Source organism: Pseudomonas sp. MT92 (assembly GCF_058792515.1).
In genome coordinates this window covers 64,524-79,478 of record NZ_JBXAFA010000003.1, presented here as the reverse complement: position 1 = coordinate 79,478, position 14,955 = coordinate 64,524, and the positions used below count along the sequence as shown (strand labels likewise).

At 61.7% G+C, this 14,955-nt stretch carries 14 protein-coding genes and 1 tRNA gene; 7 read left to right on the top strand and 8 right to left on the bottom strand.

Annotation, left to right across the window (positions count from 1 at the left end):
* The first annotated feature begins 32 nt into the window (after positions 1–32).
* Positions 33–893 (top strand): CAP domain-containing protein, encoded by an 861-nt coding sequence (locus AC1Q6D_RS06225; protein ID WP_103404843.1) that lies wholly within the window; start codon positions 33–35, stop codon positions 891–893.
* 36 nt (positions 894–929) lie between these two features.
* Here AC1Q6D_RS06225 and AC1Q6D_RS06220 read toward each other — a convergent pair whose 3' ends face one another.
* A complete protein-coding gene (locus AC1Q6D_RS06220; protein WP_103404844.1) occupies positions 930–1,838 on the bottom strand; it encodes a glycine betaine ABC transporter substrate-binding protein in 909 nt (302 codons plus the stop codon).
* Between the two features lie 252 nt (positions 1,839–2,090).
* Between AC1Q6D_RS06220 and AC1Q6D_RS06215 the strand changes: the two genes are divergently transcribed.
* The gene (locus AC1Q6D_RS06215; RefSeq protein ID WP_103404845.1) at positions 2,091–4,127 is read left to right on the top strand and encodes an NADH:flavin oxidoreductase; all 2,037 of its coding nucleotides are present in this window, start codon (positions 2,091–2,093) and stop codon (positions 4,125–4,127) included.
* Positions 4,128–4,190: 63 nt separating this feature from the next.
* Here AC1Q6D_RS06215 and AC1Q6D_RS06210 read toward each other — a convergent pair whose 3' ends face one another.
* The 4 genes from AC1Q6D_RS06210 to AC1Q6D_RS06195 all read right to left on the bottom strand — a co-directional run bounded on the left by AC1Q6D_RS06210 (position 4,191) and on the right by AC1Q6D_RS06195 (position 7,731).
* Entirely contained in the window at positions 4,191–4,967 is a 777-nt protein-coding gene (locus tag AC1Q6D_RS06210) for a pyrroline-5-carboxylate reductase family protein (protein WP_103404846.1), read from the bottom strand.
* Complete coding sequence (locus AC1Q6D_RS06205; RefSeq protein ID WP_103404847.1) at positions 4,957–5,664, bottom strand: TetR/AcrR family transcriptional regulator; 708 nt, start codon at positions 5,662–5,664, stop codon at positions 4,957–4,959. Before AC1Q6D_RS06205 ends, AC1Q6D_RS06210 begins: the two co-directional genes overlap by 11 nt.
* A gap of 178 nt (positions 5,665–5,842) precedes the next feature.
* Positions 5,843–6,475: a Vgb family protein gene (locus AC1Q6D_RS06200; protein WP_103404848.1), complete on the bottom strand. Its 633-nt coding sequence runs from the start codon at positions 6,473–6,475 to the stop codon at positions 5,843–5,845.
* A gap of 35 nt (positions 6,476–6,510) precedes the next feature.
* Positions 6,511–7,731, bottom strand: coding sequence for a helix-turn-helix domain-containing protein (locus AC1Q6D_RS06195; RefSeq protein WP_103404849.1), 1,221 nt, complete (start codon positions 7,729–7,731; stop codon positions 6,511–6,513).
* A gap of 246 nt (positions 7,732–7,977) precedes the next feature.
* On the opposite strand from AC1Q6D_RS06195, the gene AC1Q6D_RS06190 reads away from it, so the two are divergent.
* Positions 7,978–8,256 (top strand): Rho-binding antiterminator, encoded by a 279-nt coding sequence (locus AC1Q6D_RS06190; RefSeq protein WP_103404850.1) that lies wholly within the window; start codon positions 7,978–7,980, stop codon positions 8,254–8,256.
* Positions 8,257–8,340: 84 nt separating this feature from the next.
* Entirely contained in the window at positions 8,341–9,159 is an 819-nt protein-coding gene (locus AC1Q6D_RS06185; RefSeq protein ID WP_103404851.1) for a hypothetical protein, read from the top strand.
* An 86-nt stretch (positions 9,160–9,245) separates the two neighbouring features.
* Here AC1Q6D_RS06185 and AC1Q6D_RS06180 read toward each other — a convergent pair whose 3' ends face one another.
* Entirely contained in the window at positions 9,246–10,346 is a 1,101-nt protein-coding gene (locus AC1Q6D_RS06180) for a polyamine ABC transporter substrate-binding protein (protein WP_103404852.1), read from the bottom strand.
* 351 nt (positions 10,347–10,697) lie between these two features.
* Positions 10,698–10,772: transfer RNA gene (locus AC1Q6D_RS06175), tRNA-Gln, on the bottom strand.
* Between the two features lie 325 nt (positions 10,773–11,097).
* Between AC1Q6D_RS06175 and AC1Q6D_RS06170 the strand changes: the two genes are divergently transcribed.
* Both AC1Q6D_RS06170 and AC1Q6D_RS06165 read left to right on the top strand, forming a co-directional pair.
* Complete coding sequence (locus AC1Q6D_RS06170) at positions 11,098–11,508, top strand: (R)-mandelonitrile lyase (protein WP_103404854.1); 411 nt, start codon at positions 11,098–11,100, stop codon at positions 11,506–11,508.
* A 157-nt stretch (positions 11,509–11,665) separates the two neighbouring features.
* On the top strand, positions 11,666–12,724 hold the full coding sequence (locus AC1Q6D_RS06165) for an alpha/beta fold hydrolase (RefSeq protein WP_103404855.1): 1,059 nt from the start codon (positions 11,666–11,668) through the stop codon (positions 12,722–12,724).
* A gap of 141 nt (positions 12,725–12,865) precedes the next feature.
* On the opposite strand, the gene AC1Q6D_RS06160 is transcribed toward AC1Q6D_RS06165, so the two are convergent.
* The gene (locus AC1Q6D_RS06160) at positions 12,866–13,801 is read right to left on the bottom strand and encodes a Ppx/GppA family phosphatase (protein WP_103404856.1); all 936 of its coding nucleotides are present in this window, start codon (positions 13,799–13,801) and stop codon (positions 12,866–12,868) included.
* A 185-nt stretch (positions 13,802–13,986) separates the two neighbouring features.
* Between AC1Q6D_RS06160 and ppk2 the strand changes: the two genes are divergently transcribed.
* Positions 13,987–14,904 carry a polyphosphate kinase 2 gene (gene ppk2 / locus AC1Q6D_RS06155; protein ID WP_103404857.1) on the top strand — a complete coding sequence of 306 codons (918 nt, stop codon included), beginning with the start codon at positions 13,987–13,989 and terminating at the stop codon, positions 14,902–14,904.
* Positions 14,905–14,955 lie beyond the last annotated feature (51 nt).

Sequence of the window (14,955 nt, the reverse complement as noted above, 5' to 3'; positions counted from 1 at the left end):
ATCGTTGTCATCTCATCAGAGCTGTCCGCACCATGCGCCAAACCGCCCTTGTCTTGCGCTTTTCTTCGCTGTGCCTGTTTACCTTGCTTCCCCTGATCGCCAGTCCCGCCCACGCCAGTGCCGAGCGAGAATTGGTGGAAGCGATCAACGATTATCGAGCCCACCCCCAGCGCTGTGAGCGACGTCCCGCTCAACGCCTGTCGCCACTGGCGCTGAAATCCAGCCTGGCCCTGCCCGTGGGCTATGGTGGTGGCTTGCGCGACCGGTTGAAATCCAATGGCTATCAAGCGGTGGCCGTGCGCTCCATCCGTGTGGTCGGTGCGCAGGATGCCGAAGAGGCGTTCGATCTGTTTCAGAGCGAGCATTGCTCGGCGCTGCTGGACAGCCAGTACGCCGACATCGGTGTGAGTCGCAGCCGCAGCGAATGGCAAGTGGTGATGGCGCAACCCGTGCTGGACCGTCAGTTGAACGATACGCGATCGGTCAGCAAAGCCTTGCTCGCGCAGGTCAATGCCGCCCGCGCAAAACCACGCCTCTGCGGGCGCCAGCGCTTTGCCGCCGTACGGCCACTGTCGTGGAATGCCAGCCTTGGCGCGGCGGCGCAAGGCCACAGCAAGGCCATGGCCTACGGTAACTACTTCGCGCACAAGGACCCCGATGGCGACATGCCCGCCGACCGGGCAAGAGCCGCCGGTTACCGTGGCCGGCAGATCGGCGAAAACATCGCCGCCGGCCAGGGCTCACCGGGCAAAGCCATGGCCGGCTGGCTGGCCAGTCCCGGCCATTGCGCCAACCTGATGAACCCGATGTTCACCCAGGTCGGCGCGGCCTACGCCACGGACGCGCGCAGTGACGAAGGGGTTTACTGGACGATGATGTTCGGGGCGCCGTAAAGGAGTGCCGGAGCCGGCGTGGCGACGAAAGCGCCATCAAGGCTGCCGACTGCTAACCCGCTGCTCGCTGCTCTCGAACATCGCTTCGAAGCGCGGTTTGTTGGCGGCGTAGTAGTCGGCAACGACCTTGTCGGGAGAACTCTGCCGCGACTGCATCATGAGTGCTTCCAGGTCGGCCCGGGGAATCGAGTAGTGGGCGAAGAAGTACGCCACCTCGGGATATTCCTGGCTGAAACCCTTGCGGGCCATGGCGTGGATCTGTTCGGCGCCACCAAAGATCTGCTTGGGGTCATCCAGGTAACGCAGCGACCACTTGGAGAACATCCAGTGCGGGCTCCAGGCATTGACCAACGACCATTTGTCTCGCTTGAGGTTGCGGTCCAGCTCGTTAAGCATGCCGGTTTCCGAGGACGCCACCAGCTTGTAGCCGTCGAGCTTGTATTCGTCGATGGCCTTGACCGTGAGCTTGTATTGGCCATTGCCCACCTCTGAAGTGAGGATCTTGCCGTCGAATTTCGCCCTGACCTCGGGCTTGTTCAAGTCCTCGACGCTTGCCACCTCGCTGACCGGTATCGAGGTGGGCACGGCCATGCCGATTCGCCCTTCGTAAAGCACACCGAGGTCTTCGAGCCTGTCCTTGTACTTGTCGTAGAACGCCTTGTGGGTGCTCGGCAGCCAGACCATCGGGATCATGTCGATATTGCCGTTGGCCAACGCCTGGAACTGGATGCCGATGTCGGCCATGACCAGTTTCACCGGTTGCTTGAGATGGTCCTCCAGGGCCGTGGTGGCCAGCTTCACGGTGATCTCGGTGTCCGACCAGTTGACCCAGCCAATACGCACCGGTGCAGGTTCCGCGGCTTGCGCCAGCGCAGCGCCGGCGGCGAGCGCAACACTGATCAATCCGGCACAGAGTGTTTTTCGATACGGCGAATGAGCGTTCATCAAGCGTCTTCCTGTTTTGGTTGTCATTGGCAGGTTTGTCTTAATCAGAACGGCCTTACGGTCGTGAAAAATGCAGCCTTGCGCGGCAGGTCGGTTCAATCGATCCCTTCTCCTTGTGGGCCGATCTTAGCCACGACTTTTACCCCGCGCAAGTAAAATGTACACCAGTGTCATGAAGCATTGACACACCTGTACAGTTATCCTAATTTCAAGTCGCCGAGCCTGATGAAGCCCACTTTGGAGCGCACCACCATGTCCAGCGATCCCTTGCTGCAGCCGTACACGATCAAGCACCTGACCCTCAGAAACCGCATCATCACCACCTCCCACGAACCGGCCTATCCGGTGGACGGCATGCCCAAGGACTTGTATCGCGCCTATCACGTCGAACGTGCCAAGGCCGGTGTTGCCTTGACCATGACCGCCGGCTCCGCAGCGGTCTCGCGCGACAGCCCGCCGGTGTTCAACAATGTGCTGGCCTACAAGGACGAAGTGGTCGGATGGCTCAAGGACCTGACCGACGAGTGCCATGAACACGGCGCGGCGGTGATGATCCAGTTGACCCACCTGGGCCGGCGCACCCGCTGGGACAAGGCCGACTGGCTGCCCGTGGTGTCGCCTTCCCACCACCGCGAGGCGGCGCACCGCTCCTTCCCGAAAAAAATGGAAGACTGGGACATCGAGCGAATCATCAAGGACTACGTGGACGCGGCCGAACGTATGAAAGCGGCCGGTATGGATGGCCTGGAGCTGCAGGCCTACGGGCATTTGATGGACCAGTTCTGGTCACCGCTGACCAACGAACTCGACGGCCCCTACGGCGGTTCGCTGGAAAACCGCATGCGTTTTACCTTCGACATCCTGCGGGGCATTCGCCAGCGGGTGGGCGAAGACTTCCTGCTCGGCGTGCGTTACACCGGCGACGAGCAACTGCCGGGAGGCTTCAATGCCAGCGAAGGCTTGCAGGTTTCGCACCTGCTCAAGGACAGCGGACTGGTGGACTTCCTCAATGTGGTGCGCGGCCATATCGACACCGACGCCGGTTTGACCGATGTCATCCCGATCCAGGGCATGCGCAATTCACCGCACCTGGACTTCGCCGGGGAAATTCGCTCGGCCACCGGGTTTCCGACCTTCCATGCGGCGAAGATTCCGGACGTGGCCACTGCGCGCTATGCGATTGCCTCGGGCAAGGTCGACATGGTGGGCATGACCCGGGCGCACATGACCGACCCGCACATCGTGCGCAAGATCATCGAAAAACGTGAGGAAGACATTCGCCCCTGCGTCGGCGCCAACTACTGCCTGGATCGCATCTATCAGGGCGGCGCGGCCTATTGCATCCACAACCCGGCGACCGGCCGGGAAACCACCATGCCCCACGAGATTCCCAAGGCGGCGGTCAAGCGCAAAGTCCTGGTGATCGGCAGCGGCCCTGCGGGCCTGGAAGCGGCGCGGGTCGCGGGCGAGCGCGGGCATGAAGTGACAGTGCTGGAGGCCGCCGACCAACCCGGTGGGCAAATCCGCCTGACGGCTCTCAATGAGCGACGCCGGGAAATGATCGGCATCATCGATTGGCGCATGACCCAGTGCGAGCGTCTGGGGGTCAAGTTCCACTTCAACACCTGGGCCGAAGCCGACACGGTATTGGCCCACGAGCCGGACGTGGTGATTGTCGCCACCGGCGGCCTGCCCCACACCGAGGTGCTGACCCAGGGCAACGAGTTGGTGGTGTCGACCTGGGACATCATTTCCGGTGACATCAAGCCCGGCCGCCACGTGTTGATCTTCGACGATGCCGGTGACCATGCCGCGTTGCAGGCGGCCGAAGTCATCGCCAAAAGCGGCGCGACCGTGGAGATCGTGACGCCTGACCGTTCGTTCGCGCCGGAAGTCATGGCCATGAACCTGGTGCCGTACATGCGCAGCCTGCAGGACCTGGACGTCACCTTCACCGTGACTTACCGCGTCGAGACGGTTGAGAAACGCGACGGCCGCCTGCTCGCGACCTTTGGCAGCGATTACGGCCAGGTGCACAAGCAGCGGATCGTCGATCAGGTGGTGATCAACCACGGCACCCTACCCCTGGACGATCTGTACTTCGAACTTCGCCCGCATTCGAGCAACGGCGGCGCGGTGGAACAGCACGACCTCATCGCCGGCAAGGCGCAAAACATCGTCACCCACCCCCAGGGGCAATTCCAGCTGTTCCGGATTGGTGATGCCGTCGCCGCGCGCAACACCCACGCGGCGATCTACGATGCGTTGCGACTGGTGAAGGATCTCTGACCCTGCGATTCACTTGTGGCGAGAGAGCTTGCTTTCTCGCCACAGAACCGATATCGGAATTCGCTACATCCCCCGCCGCGCAACCTCCGCACCGGCCTGCAATGCGCGCCCGACGATGGCATCGATGCCCTGCTCGGTCATCGACTGCAAAGCCGCCGCCGTCACACCCCGGTAAGCCATCAGTGCCTCGATCATTTGCCCCGGATCACGACTGGCAAGCATCTGTCCGCCTCCGACCACCACCCCTTGGGCAGCACGTTGGGCAATGTCATGGGGAATACCCGCCGCCACCGCCTGACTCGCCAGCGCCTGGTGCAGCATCGCGGGGAACGCTGGCCCGGTACCGGACAGCGCACTGAGGTAATCGATACAGTCTTCGTTCGGCACTTCATCCGCCGCGCCGACGCATTCGAACAACTGCTGCAGCCACTGACGATCCCTGTCGCCAAGCTTGCCGCTGCTGTACCACGGGGTATACGACTGCCTGATCTCCACCGCCGCATTCGGCATGGCCCGCACCACCATCTGCGCACCGGTAGCGGCGCTGATGACGGCGGCCGGGATCCCGGCCATCAGGGAAATCACCTGTTTGCCGCTGGCGTCTATCCGCAGATCACGAAACTGCTCCGGACGAATCGACAGCACCAGCACATCGCTGAGCGCCACCAACGGTTGGTTGTCGGCCAGCACCCGCACGTCCGGTCGCAACGTGCTGCGGCCCGAGCGGTTGGAAACAAGCAACCTGGCAGGCTCGATGAAGCCGCTGTCGAGCAGCGCCTCGGCAATTGCGCGGCCCAGCCAGCCAGTGCCGCCAATGATGCCCAGGGTTCTATTGTTCATCGGCCGCCGGCTCCTCGAAAGTTTCAACCAGCGGACCGAACACACCGGGCTCTTTTTCCGCGTAACCGAACTTGCCAAAGAAACGATCCAGTTCACGCCGCTTCGGTGCCTTGCCGGTAAACACGGTGACGTACTGCGGGATGCGGCGAAAACGCACCACGATGTCCTCATTGGTTTTCATCGAGATGTAGCCGATCTGCGTCAGGTAGATCGTCCGGGCCCTCGCGTCGGCGGCCTCGGTTTCGTAGCCAAAACGACGGAACATCGCGGCCAGGGCATTGATGCGCGCCTCATCGGCCAAGGCAATTTCCGCAGCGACTTCAGCCGATTGCAGCGCCCAGCTGCGCACGGCGAATTCGAACTGCGAGTCAAACAGTTCGGGGTTCAACCAGCACTCGAAGACGTTGAGGATCGCCTCGCAAATGCTCTCGGCATAACCCTCGCACTGAGCGATCAGGCCGCCACTGTTCTTGTCCCGCCAACGGGCCAGCAGCGCCGCGAGCAACTGCTCGCGATCTTCGTAGAACCAATAAAAGCTGGTGCGCGACAAATTCAGGCGCTTGGCCAGCGGCATCACCCGCACCGCGTCGACACCGGACTCCTTCAACGCATCGTAGGCAGCGTCCAGCCAGCCATCGACGGAGCCCCGCCATCCTGCGTCCTGAGCCTTGGTTTTCACCTTTCCTGTCTGCGACATCTTGGCTGGCGCCTTTACCTGAGAATTCCATTCAACTGTACACCTCGGGATCCATGGCGTACACGGTCCGTACACAGGCGTACATTTTCAGGACAGTGGGGCGTTGAGTGCTGGGTGGACGGATTCGGCTTGATGATCTTTTCCCAGGATCATCAAGCCCGAATCGCAGACTCGACCCTCATGAAGGCCGTCGCACCACCCTCACCTTCCCGCTCGTGCCACCGCCGCAGAAAAACCGCGCGCCACCATCGGACTCCAGCCCCGACACGCCGATACCGGCCGGCATCTTCAGGCTTTCGAGGACTTCGCCCGAGTGTGGATCGACGCGGCGCAGTTCACTCTCTTCGGCTTCCCAGGTGCCGTGCCACAGGTCGCCTTCAACCCAGGTCACGCCGGTGACAAACCGGTTGGATTCGATGGTGCGCAGAATCGCCCCGGTCTCAGGGTCGATCTGATGGATTTTCCTCGCCTGATACTGCCCCACCCACAACGTGCCTTCGGCCCAGGTCAGGCCTGAATCGTTGCCGCCACCGGGGGCCGGGATGGTGCCGAGTATCCGACCGGTACGCGGGTCGATTTTCTGGATACGGTCCTCGGCAATCTGGAACAGGTGCTGACCATCGAAGGCGGTGCCGGCATGGGCGGCGACGTCGATCGAGCGCAGGGTCTTGCCGGTGTCGGGGTCCAGGGCGTTGATTTTTTCTCCGCTGGCAAACCATACCCGCTGACCGTCCCAGGTCAGGCCGTGCACCTTGTCGACATCGGCAAAAGGACCATATTCACGGAGAATTTCGGCGGCTGACTGTTTCATGAGGGTGTTCCTCGCTAGGGGTTGTGGCGTTCATCCTAGCCACCGGGCAGCGGACCGGGGAGTAACAAGGTCGTCGCGAAACCGGGCACCGGCGCAGTCACCCAGCGCCGTGCCCGGCCGTGACCAAACGACTGCACCTTGCCCGCCGTTGCCAGGGTGTCGAGTGCCCTTTGCACGCTGCGCTGACTGTTGCCCAGCGCCAGGGCCAGGGCCGAGCTCGACCAGGACTCACCGTCGGCGAGCAAGGCGAACACCGCGGCATGGCGCGCTTCGACCGGTGGCATCAGCAGCACCACATCGGTAGAAACCCGGGTGACCAGGGCAAATCCCCGTTTGCTGGCGCTCACGCTGGCCAGGGGTTTGAGTGCCGCGCGCAGGCGCCCGATTTCCACGCGCAAACGGGCGCGGTGGGATTCATCGCTGAGCTTCAGGCGAAAGGCCTTGGCGATCAGCGTTTCCCGCGACACGTCTGTCGGCCAGGCTTCCGCGAGGGTTCGCACCAGGGTGAAGAGGATCGGGCGCGTGGCCAGGGACACCGACATGCCCGCACCGCGCACGACAGAGCGGCAGCCGTCGACCACCAGCGATGCGGAGGCGAGCAGCACTTGCACGTCGTCAAGCAACAGGGGTCGTGCTTCGCCCTGGCAGATCAGGCGTGCGGCCGGGCTGTCGAGCATCCGTGCCGCACTGTCGACTTCAGCGCACAGCGCCGCAATGCCGGACTGGCGCGCGGCGAGTTCGGCCCTGACGAGCGCCGCCCGTGCCACTTGGGATTGCAGGCACCGCATCGCAATCCCCGCCACCACCAGTTCATGGGTGGCCCGCAACGCTGGAGGCAGGGTCGCCGGATCGAGATCGGCGAGCAGCGCCTGCGCCTCATCGAGCTGCCCGATCAACAGCAAGCGGCGGATCTGCAGATAGCGCGCATGGGCGGCGTTGATGGCGTCTCCGTGGGACATCAGCGTGACCCGCGCGGCGTCGAGCGCCTTCACCGGCCAGCCAAGCTCCCGCGAGGCCAGTGCAATTTCGGCTTCAGCGACCACGCAACGCGCCCGCGCTACGGCCTCTTTCGGCCCGAAGGCCCGCGCCGCCCTGCGTACCAGTGCCTTGGCCCGCAGCAGATCGCCCAGTTGCGCCATGGCGATACCCCGCAGTGCAAGCGCCGGTGCATCGTCGCGCAACGCCACCCGGTCCAGCGCGCCAAGCGGGTCGCCTGCCGCCAGCGCCTGCGCCGCGGCGGTGATCAGCGAATCCATTGCAATCCTGCCACGCGTGTCACTCCTGCGCTCAGAAGACCCGCGTTGAGTCTATCTCACGATCGCTCACCACAGCGCCCCCGATCAGGCACCGGGAAAACCTTGAGCCGGTGTCGGTTTGTCTTGCCGGGCACTTTTTAACAGGCAGGCTTTTTGGTACTTGTACCGACGATGACGCCGGCCGAGACAAGACGGACGCAGCCTGTCTATGCTCAATCGAACCGCAGCGCTCTCAGGAGAACCCACATGAACAAATACCAGCCCATGAGTTGCGACCTCTATGACTATCTGGAAATCGCCTGCATGCGCGGTTATCGACTGGATATCGAGTTGAAGGACGGCGCACGCCTGGTGGCCAGGGCGCTGACCACGCGCACCTCGAGCGAGAAGGAAGAGTTCATCCTCCTCGAGACGGATGACGGTCAACAGGAGATTCGCCTGGATCAACTGCTGGCCGTCACCCCCCTCGATGCCAATGCGCAGTTCGGACGAGTGGTGTTTTCCGAAGCCGTCTGCACGTTCTAGAGTTGAATCGCTGCAAGCGACAAGCGCTGGCTTCAGGCGGCCAAAAAGGCTTGAGCCAGGCTCCCGGAAAATTGCCAACAAGGAATGAACATGTCACGAGTACAACTCACGCTGTTCTGGACCTTGGTGGCCTCGACGCACAGCGGCTTGAGCCTGGCCGACGATTCGGCAGAGCTGGCCAAAAAGGCACTCAACCCGGTCGCGGCGATGTACAGCCTTCCCGTGCAATACAACTGGGATCAGAAGCTGGGCCCGACGGGCGATGGCATGCACAGTGTCACCAATATTCAGCCGGTGCTGCCCTTCAGTCTGAATGATGACTGGAACCTGATCTCGCGCACGATCCTGCCCGTCATCGACCAGCATGGCCTGGCACCCAACGGCGCGGCAGACCAGTCGGGTGTCGGTGATGTGACCCAGAGTTTTTTCTTTTCGCCGAAGAAACCCACCGACAGCGGCTGGATACTGGGCGTGGGGCCTGCACTGCTGATTCCCACCGGCAGCGACAAGCTGCTGAGCAGCAAGCAATGGGGCCTCGGGCCGACAGCCGTCGCGCTCAAACAGTCGAATGGCTGGACCCGTGGCATTCTCGCCAACCATATCTGGGGCCTGGAAGACAGTCCGCCGGATAACAAGGACAAGGTCAACCAGACCTTCCTCCAGCCCTTCCTTTCTTACACCACCCACACCTACACCACGTTCGGGGTGAACACCGAATCGACCTACGACTGGCAAACCCGGCAGTGGTCGGTACCGATCAACTTGACCGTCACTCAACTGCTGAGAATCGGCGGCCAGCCACTGACGATCCAGGCCGGGCCACGTTATTGGCTCGACAGTCCGGAAGACGGGGCTCAAGGCTGGGGCTTTCGCGCGGCGGTGACCTTGCTGTTTCCGCGCTGAACACACACCACACGTCACCTGACTCGAACGCCCCACGCCGGCAGGTAAATGTGGGAGCGCGCCGGCTCGCTCCCACCGTGGCTCGGCTACTTGTCCGACTTGATGCTGGTCCAGACCCGAGTGCGCACCCGCTCAAGCTTTTGCGGCAGTGGTTGCACGACATACAAGGTTTTCAGGGCTTCGGAGGTGGGCGTCAGGTTGGGGTTGCCGGTGATGTCCTTGTTGATCAGGGCAATCGAATCTTTGTTGGCATTTGGATAGCCGAGGAAGTCGCTGATCGGGGCGATGACTTTCGGGTCCAGCAAGGTGTTTAGAAATTCGTGGGCTTCCTCGACGTTCTTCGCGCTTTTAGGAATGGCGAAGGTATCGAACCAGATCGGCGCGCCCTCCTTCGGCAAGCGCCAATCGACGACCACGCCGTTGCCCGCCTCCTTGGCACGATTACCGAACTGATAGAAGCTGCCGGAGTATCCGATGGCCACGCAAATGTCGCCGTTGGCGATGTCGGTCATGTACTTGGCGGAGTTGAAGTAGGTGACGTAAGGCCGGATCTTCAACATGAGGGCCTTGGCTTTTTCGTAGTCATCCGGGTTCTGGCTGTTCGGGTCCAGCCCCAGGTAATGCAGGGCCAGGGGCAGGATTTCCGACGGCGAGTCGAGCATCGCCACGCCGCAGGATTTGAGTTTTTTCATGTTCTCGGGCTTGAACACCAGATCCCAGCTGTCCACCGGCGCGTTCTCGCCCAACGCGGCCTTGACCTTGGCCGGGTTGAAACCAATCAGCACGGTGCCGTACATGTAGGGCACGCCGTACTGGTTGCCGGGGTCGTTCTTGTCCAACAGCTTGAGCAATGCCGGGTCCTGATGGCTCCAATTGGGCAGCTTGGACTTGTCCAGCTTCTGGAACACCCCGGCCTTGATCTGGGTTTCGATGAACTGGTTCGACGGCACCACCAGGTCGTACCCGGAGTTGCCGGTCAGCAGCTTGGCTTCCAGGGACTCGTTGGTGTCGAAGGTGTCCCAGGTGACTTTGATGCCGCTTTGCGCGGCAAAGTCCTTGGGCACGGAAGGCAGGATGTAGTCCGCCCAGTTGTACACCCTCAACTCGCGCTGTTCGGCGTGCACGGCGCTGGCCAGCAACGTCAGCCCACAAACCGTGGCGCCCAAAATGCGTTTCATAGTGTCCATGGATCAGTTCCCCAATGTCAGCTCTGGTTTTTGTGTTTTGAGACGGCAGTGGCCCGCAAATAGCCAAGGGCAAGGAAGATCAAAGATTCTGGTTATGGATTCGAGGGGCGCCGGGTCGGTAGCCTGGCTCCGATTCTTGCTGACAGGCTGGACGCTTCATAGCGTGGCATTGGCCAAAAGGGGATCGTAATGGCCATTATCGGTGGCCGCGGGGAAACGAAGGATCGTCAGAGGAGGCTTTTGTCGCGGGCAAAAAAAACGCCAGACCGATTCGGACTGGCGTTTTTTCATGATCATCCTCAACCCGCGTCTTGGCTGCCGACTGAGTTGAACCTGGATGAGCAAGGAATATGGCAGGGGCGGCTGGATTCGAACCAACGCATGGCAGGATCAAAACCTGCTGCCTTACCGCTTGGCGACGCCCCTGTATCTGCAACTTAAAGGCCCGTGAGGCCCTGTGCGAGAGTGGGCGGAAATTTATCAACTTTCTTTGCAGCTGTGAAGCCCAAACAGAAAATATTTGTTTGAAAACAGCCAGTTATTATTAAACAAGGTTAAACGCAACACCCTCGACGGTTTTTTTTGCCATTCCAGACAGAATGACCGGGTGCGCACGTTGCGCTCGCGCGCAGGCAGGCGCAGATTGATACGGCTGTGCTGAATGCCCCCTCGGGTCGTCATCAAAGCGTCGATCACCCCTGCGGATGACTGAACCCGGGCGCACCTGTTCATTTATCAATAGGACCCGATCATGATCCTCAAGCGCGTAGGTTCGCAGCCCTCGATAAAAGCCCCTGAAGCCTGCTTCACCGGCAGCGTGCGCATGGACCCGCTCAACGCTCCACCGGCACCCGCCCGGGTTTCCGTCGTCAGCGTCACCTTTGAACCCGGCGCTCGCAGCGCCTGGCATACCCATCCCCTGGGGCAGACCCTGATTGTCACCGCCGGTTGCGGCTGGACCCAGTGTGAAGGTGAACCGATCGTGGAAATCCGCGCCGGCGATGTCATCTGGTGCCCGCCTGACCACAAGCACTGGCACGGTGCCAGCGCCACCACCGCAATGACCCACATCGGCGTCCAGGAAGCGCTGGACGGTGTGAGTGTGGTCTGGATGGAAAAAGTCACGGACGAGGAATACAACGTCGGCCCGCCTGCGCAATGATGTATCACAGTGTATCCGGGTGACATCGCGATACATCCGCTTGCATCTGGCCTGCCCACCGACACAGGCCAGATACATCGCCGCGCTCAAATGCAGGCAAGGTTTGAAGGGGATCATCCAGAACCCCTGACCAATGGCTTGCAACGGAGACATCCACATGACGATGGCACTGCGGAACCACGAAAACGGGAAAACCCGCCGTCACCTGGTCGGCGCGTCGCTCCTCGCCCTCAGCCTGTTCGGCACGCTCGGTACGGCCCACGCGCAATCGACCGTCGCCGCTCAGACCGAAGCCGGTGCGACTTATACGACGCCCTCTCCGTTCGGCCCGCTCAAGCATGTCACCGCCGGGCTGCTGAATGTCGCGTATGCCGAAACGGGCCCGGCCAACGGACCGGTGGTGATTCTCCTGCACGGCTGGCCATACGACATTCACAGCTATGACGAGGTCGCCCCTTTGCTGGCCGCCAAGGGCTATCGCGTGTTGATGCCCTATGCGCGGGGTTATGGCGATACGCATTTCCTCTCCGATAAAACCCTGCGCAATGGTCAACCGGCCGCGCTGGCCAGCGACGTCATCGACTTCATGGATGCGCTGAAGATCAAGCAAGCCGTGCTCGGTGGCTATGATTGGGGCGCGCGCTCGGCCGACATCGTCTCGGCGCTGTGGCCGGAACGGGTCAAGGCATTGGTGTCGGTCAGTGGTTATCTGATCGGTAACCAGGCGGCCGGCAAGAACCCGCTACCGCCCAAGGCTGAATTGCAGTGGTGGTACCAGTTTTACTTCGCCACTGATCGCGGCCGTGCCGGTTATGAGAAAAACACCCACGATTTCGCCAGGTTGATCTGGCAAACGGCTTCGCCGAAATGGGCGTTCGATGACGCCACGTTCGACCGCAGCGCCAAGGCGCTGGAAAACCCGGACCATGTCGACATCACCGTGTTCAACTACCGCTGGCGCCTGGGGCTGCTAAAGGGTGAATCCCGTTACGAAGCCCTGGAGCAAAAACTGGCCACCGCGCCGTCCATCGGAGTGCCGACCATCACCCTGGAAGGCGATGCCAACGGCGCGCCCCACCCTGCCCCCGAGGATTACGCCAAGCGCTTTACCGGCAAGTACGAATTTCGCCTGATCAACGGCGGCATCGGCCACAACCTGCCGCAGGAGGATCCGCAAGCGTTCGCCAAGGCCGTGATCGATGCCGATCATCTTTGATGATCGAGACCTGTAGGGGCCCGCCTGCTGGCGATGGACTCCAGGACGCCGCATTCATCCAGGCCATACGCGTCATCGTTGACGACCATCGCTGCGATGCGGCGACCCGACAAGCCAGCCCCTACAGGGGGACCGAGGGGATCAGTGTTTCGACATCAGCCCATGCAGCACACCCAACCTCAACCCTGGCTCGGACGGCGTCATGTGTGAGACGCCAAACACCTTGAACGCCGCCAGCATGACCACCAGACCACCCGGCAGAATGCTCAAGCGATGAGCCTGTAAACCTGCCAGCTTGAGCTGCTTGACATGTCCGACTTCCAGCAGGCGCAACGACAGGCGCAAGAGACCGCCATAGGTCACGCCGCTTTGACCGTCGTCGTTCAGCCCGTTGGCCTTGAGCACTTTGGCCAGCATCCGTGCCGTGCCTGAAGAGCCGATGACCTGCTGCCAACCCTTGGCACGGTAACGGCGCGCCACCCTTTCGAATTGCAGGGTGGCGACACGCTCGGCTTCCAGCAACGCCCGTGCGCTGATCGCGCCTCCCGGAAAGTAACGCGCGCCCACGGTGCCGCTGCCAACGGCAACGCTCTCGGTGAGTAATGGCTGTGCGCCCTGGCCCAGGATCAGTTCGGTCGAACCGCCGCCGATATCCACCACCAGGCGCATGCGCTGGGTATCAGGAAGGGTATGGGCAACGCCGGCGTACACCAGTTGGGCCTCTTCGTGCCCGGAAATGACATCAATGCGAAACCCGAGGTGCCGCTCTGCGCTGGCCAGAAACAAGGGGGCGTTATCGGCTTGGCGAACCGCGCTGGTCGCCACCGCCCGCACTCGCCCGGCCTCGAAACCCCGCAGTTTTTTGCCGAAGCGCGCGAGCGCCTGCCAGCCTCGGTCCAGCGCCAGTTCGTCCAGCGCGCCGCCCTGGAAACCCTCGGCCAAACGAACAGGCTCGCGCAGGGTTTTCACTTCCTGGATCATCAATTGCTGATTGCGCTTGACCGACTGGCCGATCATCAGGCGAAACGCATTGGAGCCCAGATCAATAGCGGCAAAGAGTGAGGCATCGCCTTTCATGGTGGGGGTTCCCTGGCAAATTCGACAGCCCGTGGGCCGCTCAACGCGGAGTGCGAAGATGTTGCCATGGGCTCGGTGACAGTCAGATGACACCGGGATCATTTTCTGCTGAATCCCATCGTCACCAGGCCGTCACATCCCCAGGGCTAGCATCGGCACTTCCACCTTCGTCGGGAGTTCCCATCATGCTTTTGACCAACGACACCTTGATGCAACGCATTCATCGCGAGCTGCTCGATCACAGTGACGAAGAACTGGAACTGGAACTGATGGAGGACGGACACGACCTTAATGCGCTGTTTGACGATCACCTCAGCGACACCCCCGAAAAGCAAGAGCGGCGACGCTATTTCAGCGAGCTGTTCCGCCTGCAGGGCGAACTGGTGAAGTTGCAGAGCTGGGTCGTGAAAACCGGCCACAAGGTGGTGATCCTGTTCGAAGGCCGCGACGCCGCCGGCAAAGGGGGCGTGATCAAGCGCATTACCCAGCGGCTCAACCCTCGCGTGTGCCGGGTGGCCGCCCTGCCCGCCCCCAACGACCGCGAACGCACCCAGTGGTACTTTCAGCGTTACGTCTCACACCTGCCGGCCGCGGGTGAAATCGTCCTGTTCGACCGCAGCTGGTACAACCGCGCCGGGGTAGAACAGGTCATGGGCTTTTGCAACGCCGACCAGTACGAAGAGTTCTTCCGCACCGTGCCGGAGTTCGAACGCATGCTCGCCCGCTCCGGGATCCAGCTGATCAAATACTGGTTCTCGATCTCCGATCAGGAACAGCACCTGCGCTTTCTCAGCCGCATTCACGACCCGCTCAAGCAATGGAAACTCAGTCCCATGGACCTGGAGTCCCGCCGGCGCTGGGAGGCCTACACCAAGGCCAAGGAAATCATGCTCGAACGCACCCACATCGCCGAAGCGCCCTGGTGGGTGGTGCAAGCCGACGACAAGAAAAAGGCCCGACTCAACTGCATCCACCACCTGCTCGGGCAAATGCCCTATGAAGAAGTGGAAATGCCGGCCATCGAACTGCCTGAACGCGTGCGCCAGGAAGACTACTCGCGCAATCCCACGCCTTCGGAAATCATCGTGCCTCAGGTGTATTGAGATCGAGGTTTGCAGCAGCGCTATACCCACGCGTAAAGGCAGGGAATCGAT

What these genes read in the sequence shown, in the direction of transcription:
- AC1Q6D_RS06165 (WP_103404855.1), top strand. Translation starts at nt 11,666, where the DNA reads ATGACGATGGCACTGCGGAACCACGAAAACGGGAAAACCCGCCGTCAC.
- AC1Q6D_RS06225 (WP_103404843.1), top strand. Translation starts at nt 33, where the DNA reads ATGCGCCAAACCGCCCTTGTCTTGCGCTTTTCTTCGCTGTGCCTGTTT.
- AC1Q6D_RS06195 (WP_103404849.1), bottom strand. Translation starts at nt 7,731, where the DNA reads ATGGATTCGCTGATCACCGCCGCGGCGCAGGCGCTGGCGGCAGGCGAC.
- ppk2 (WP_103404857.1), top strand. Translation starts at nt 13,987, where the DNA reads ATGCTTTTGACCAACGACACCTTGATGCAACGCATTCATCGCGAGCTG.
- AC1Q6D_RS06160 (WP_103404856.1), bottom strand. Translation starts at nt 13,801, where the DNA reads ATGAAAGGCGATGCCTCACTCTTTGCCGCTATTGATCTGGGCTCCAAT.
- AC1Q6D_RS06190 (WP_103404850.1), top strand. Translation starts at nt 7,978, where the DNA reads ATGAACAAATACCAGCCCATGAGTTGCGACCTCTATGACTATCTGGAA.
- AC1Q6D_RS06220 (WP_103404844.1), bottom strand. Translation starts at nt 1,838, where the DNA reads ATGAACGCTCATTCGCCGTATCGAAAAACACTCTGTGCCGGATTGATC.
- AC1Q6D_RS06185 (WP_103404851.1), top strand. Translation starts at nt 8,341, where the DNA reads ATGAACATGTCACGAGTACAACTCACGCTGTTCTGGACCTTGGTGGCC.
- AC1Q6D_RS06205 (WP_103404847.1), bottom strand. Translation starts at nt 5,664, where the DNA reads ATGTCGCAGACAGGAAAGGTGAAAACCAAGGCTCAGGACGCAGGATGG.
- AC1Q6D_RS06170 (WP_103404854.1), top strand. Translation starts at nt 11,098, where the DNA reads ATGATCCTCAAGCGCGTAGGTTCGCAGCCCTCGATAAAAGCCCCTGAA.
- AC1Q6D_RS06200 (WP_103404848.1), bottom strand. Translation starts at nt 6,475, where the DNA reads ATGAAACAGTCAGCCGCCGAAATTCTCCGTGAATATGGTCCTTTTGCC.
- AC1Q6D_RS06215 (WP_103404845.1), top strand. Translation starts at nt 2,091, where the DNA reads ATGTCCAGCGATCCCTTGCTGCAGCCGTACACGATCAAGCACCTGACC.
- AC1Q6D_RS06180 (WP_103404852.1), bottom strand. Translation starts at nt 10,346, where the DNA reads ATGGACACTATGAAACGCATTTTGGGCGCCACGGTTTGTGGGCTGACG.
- AC1Q6D_RS06210 (WP_103404846.1), bottom strand. Translation starts at nt 4,967, where the DNA reads ATGAACAATAGAACCCTGGGCATCATTGGCGGCACTGGCTGGCTGGGC.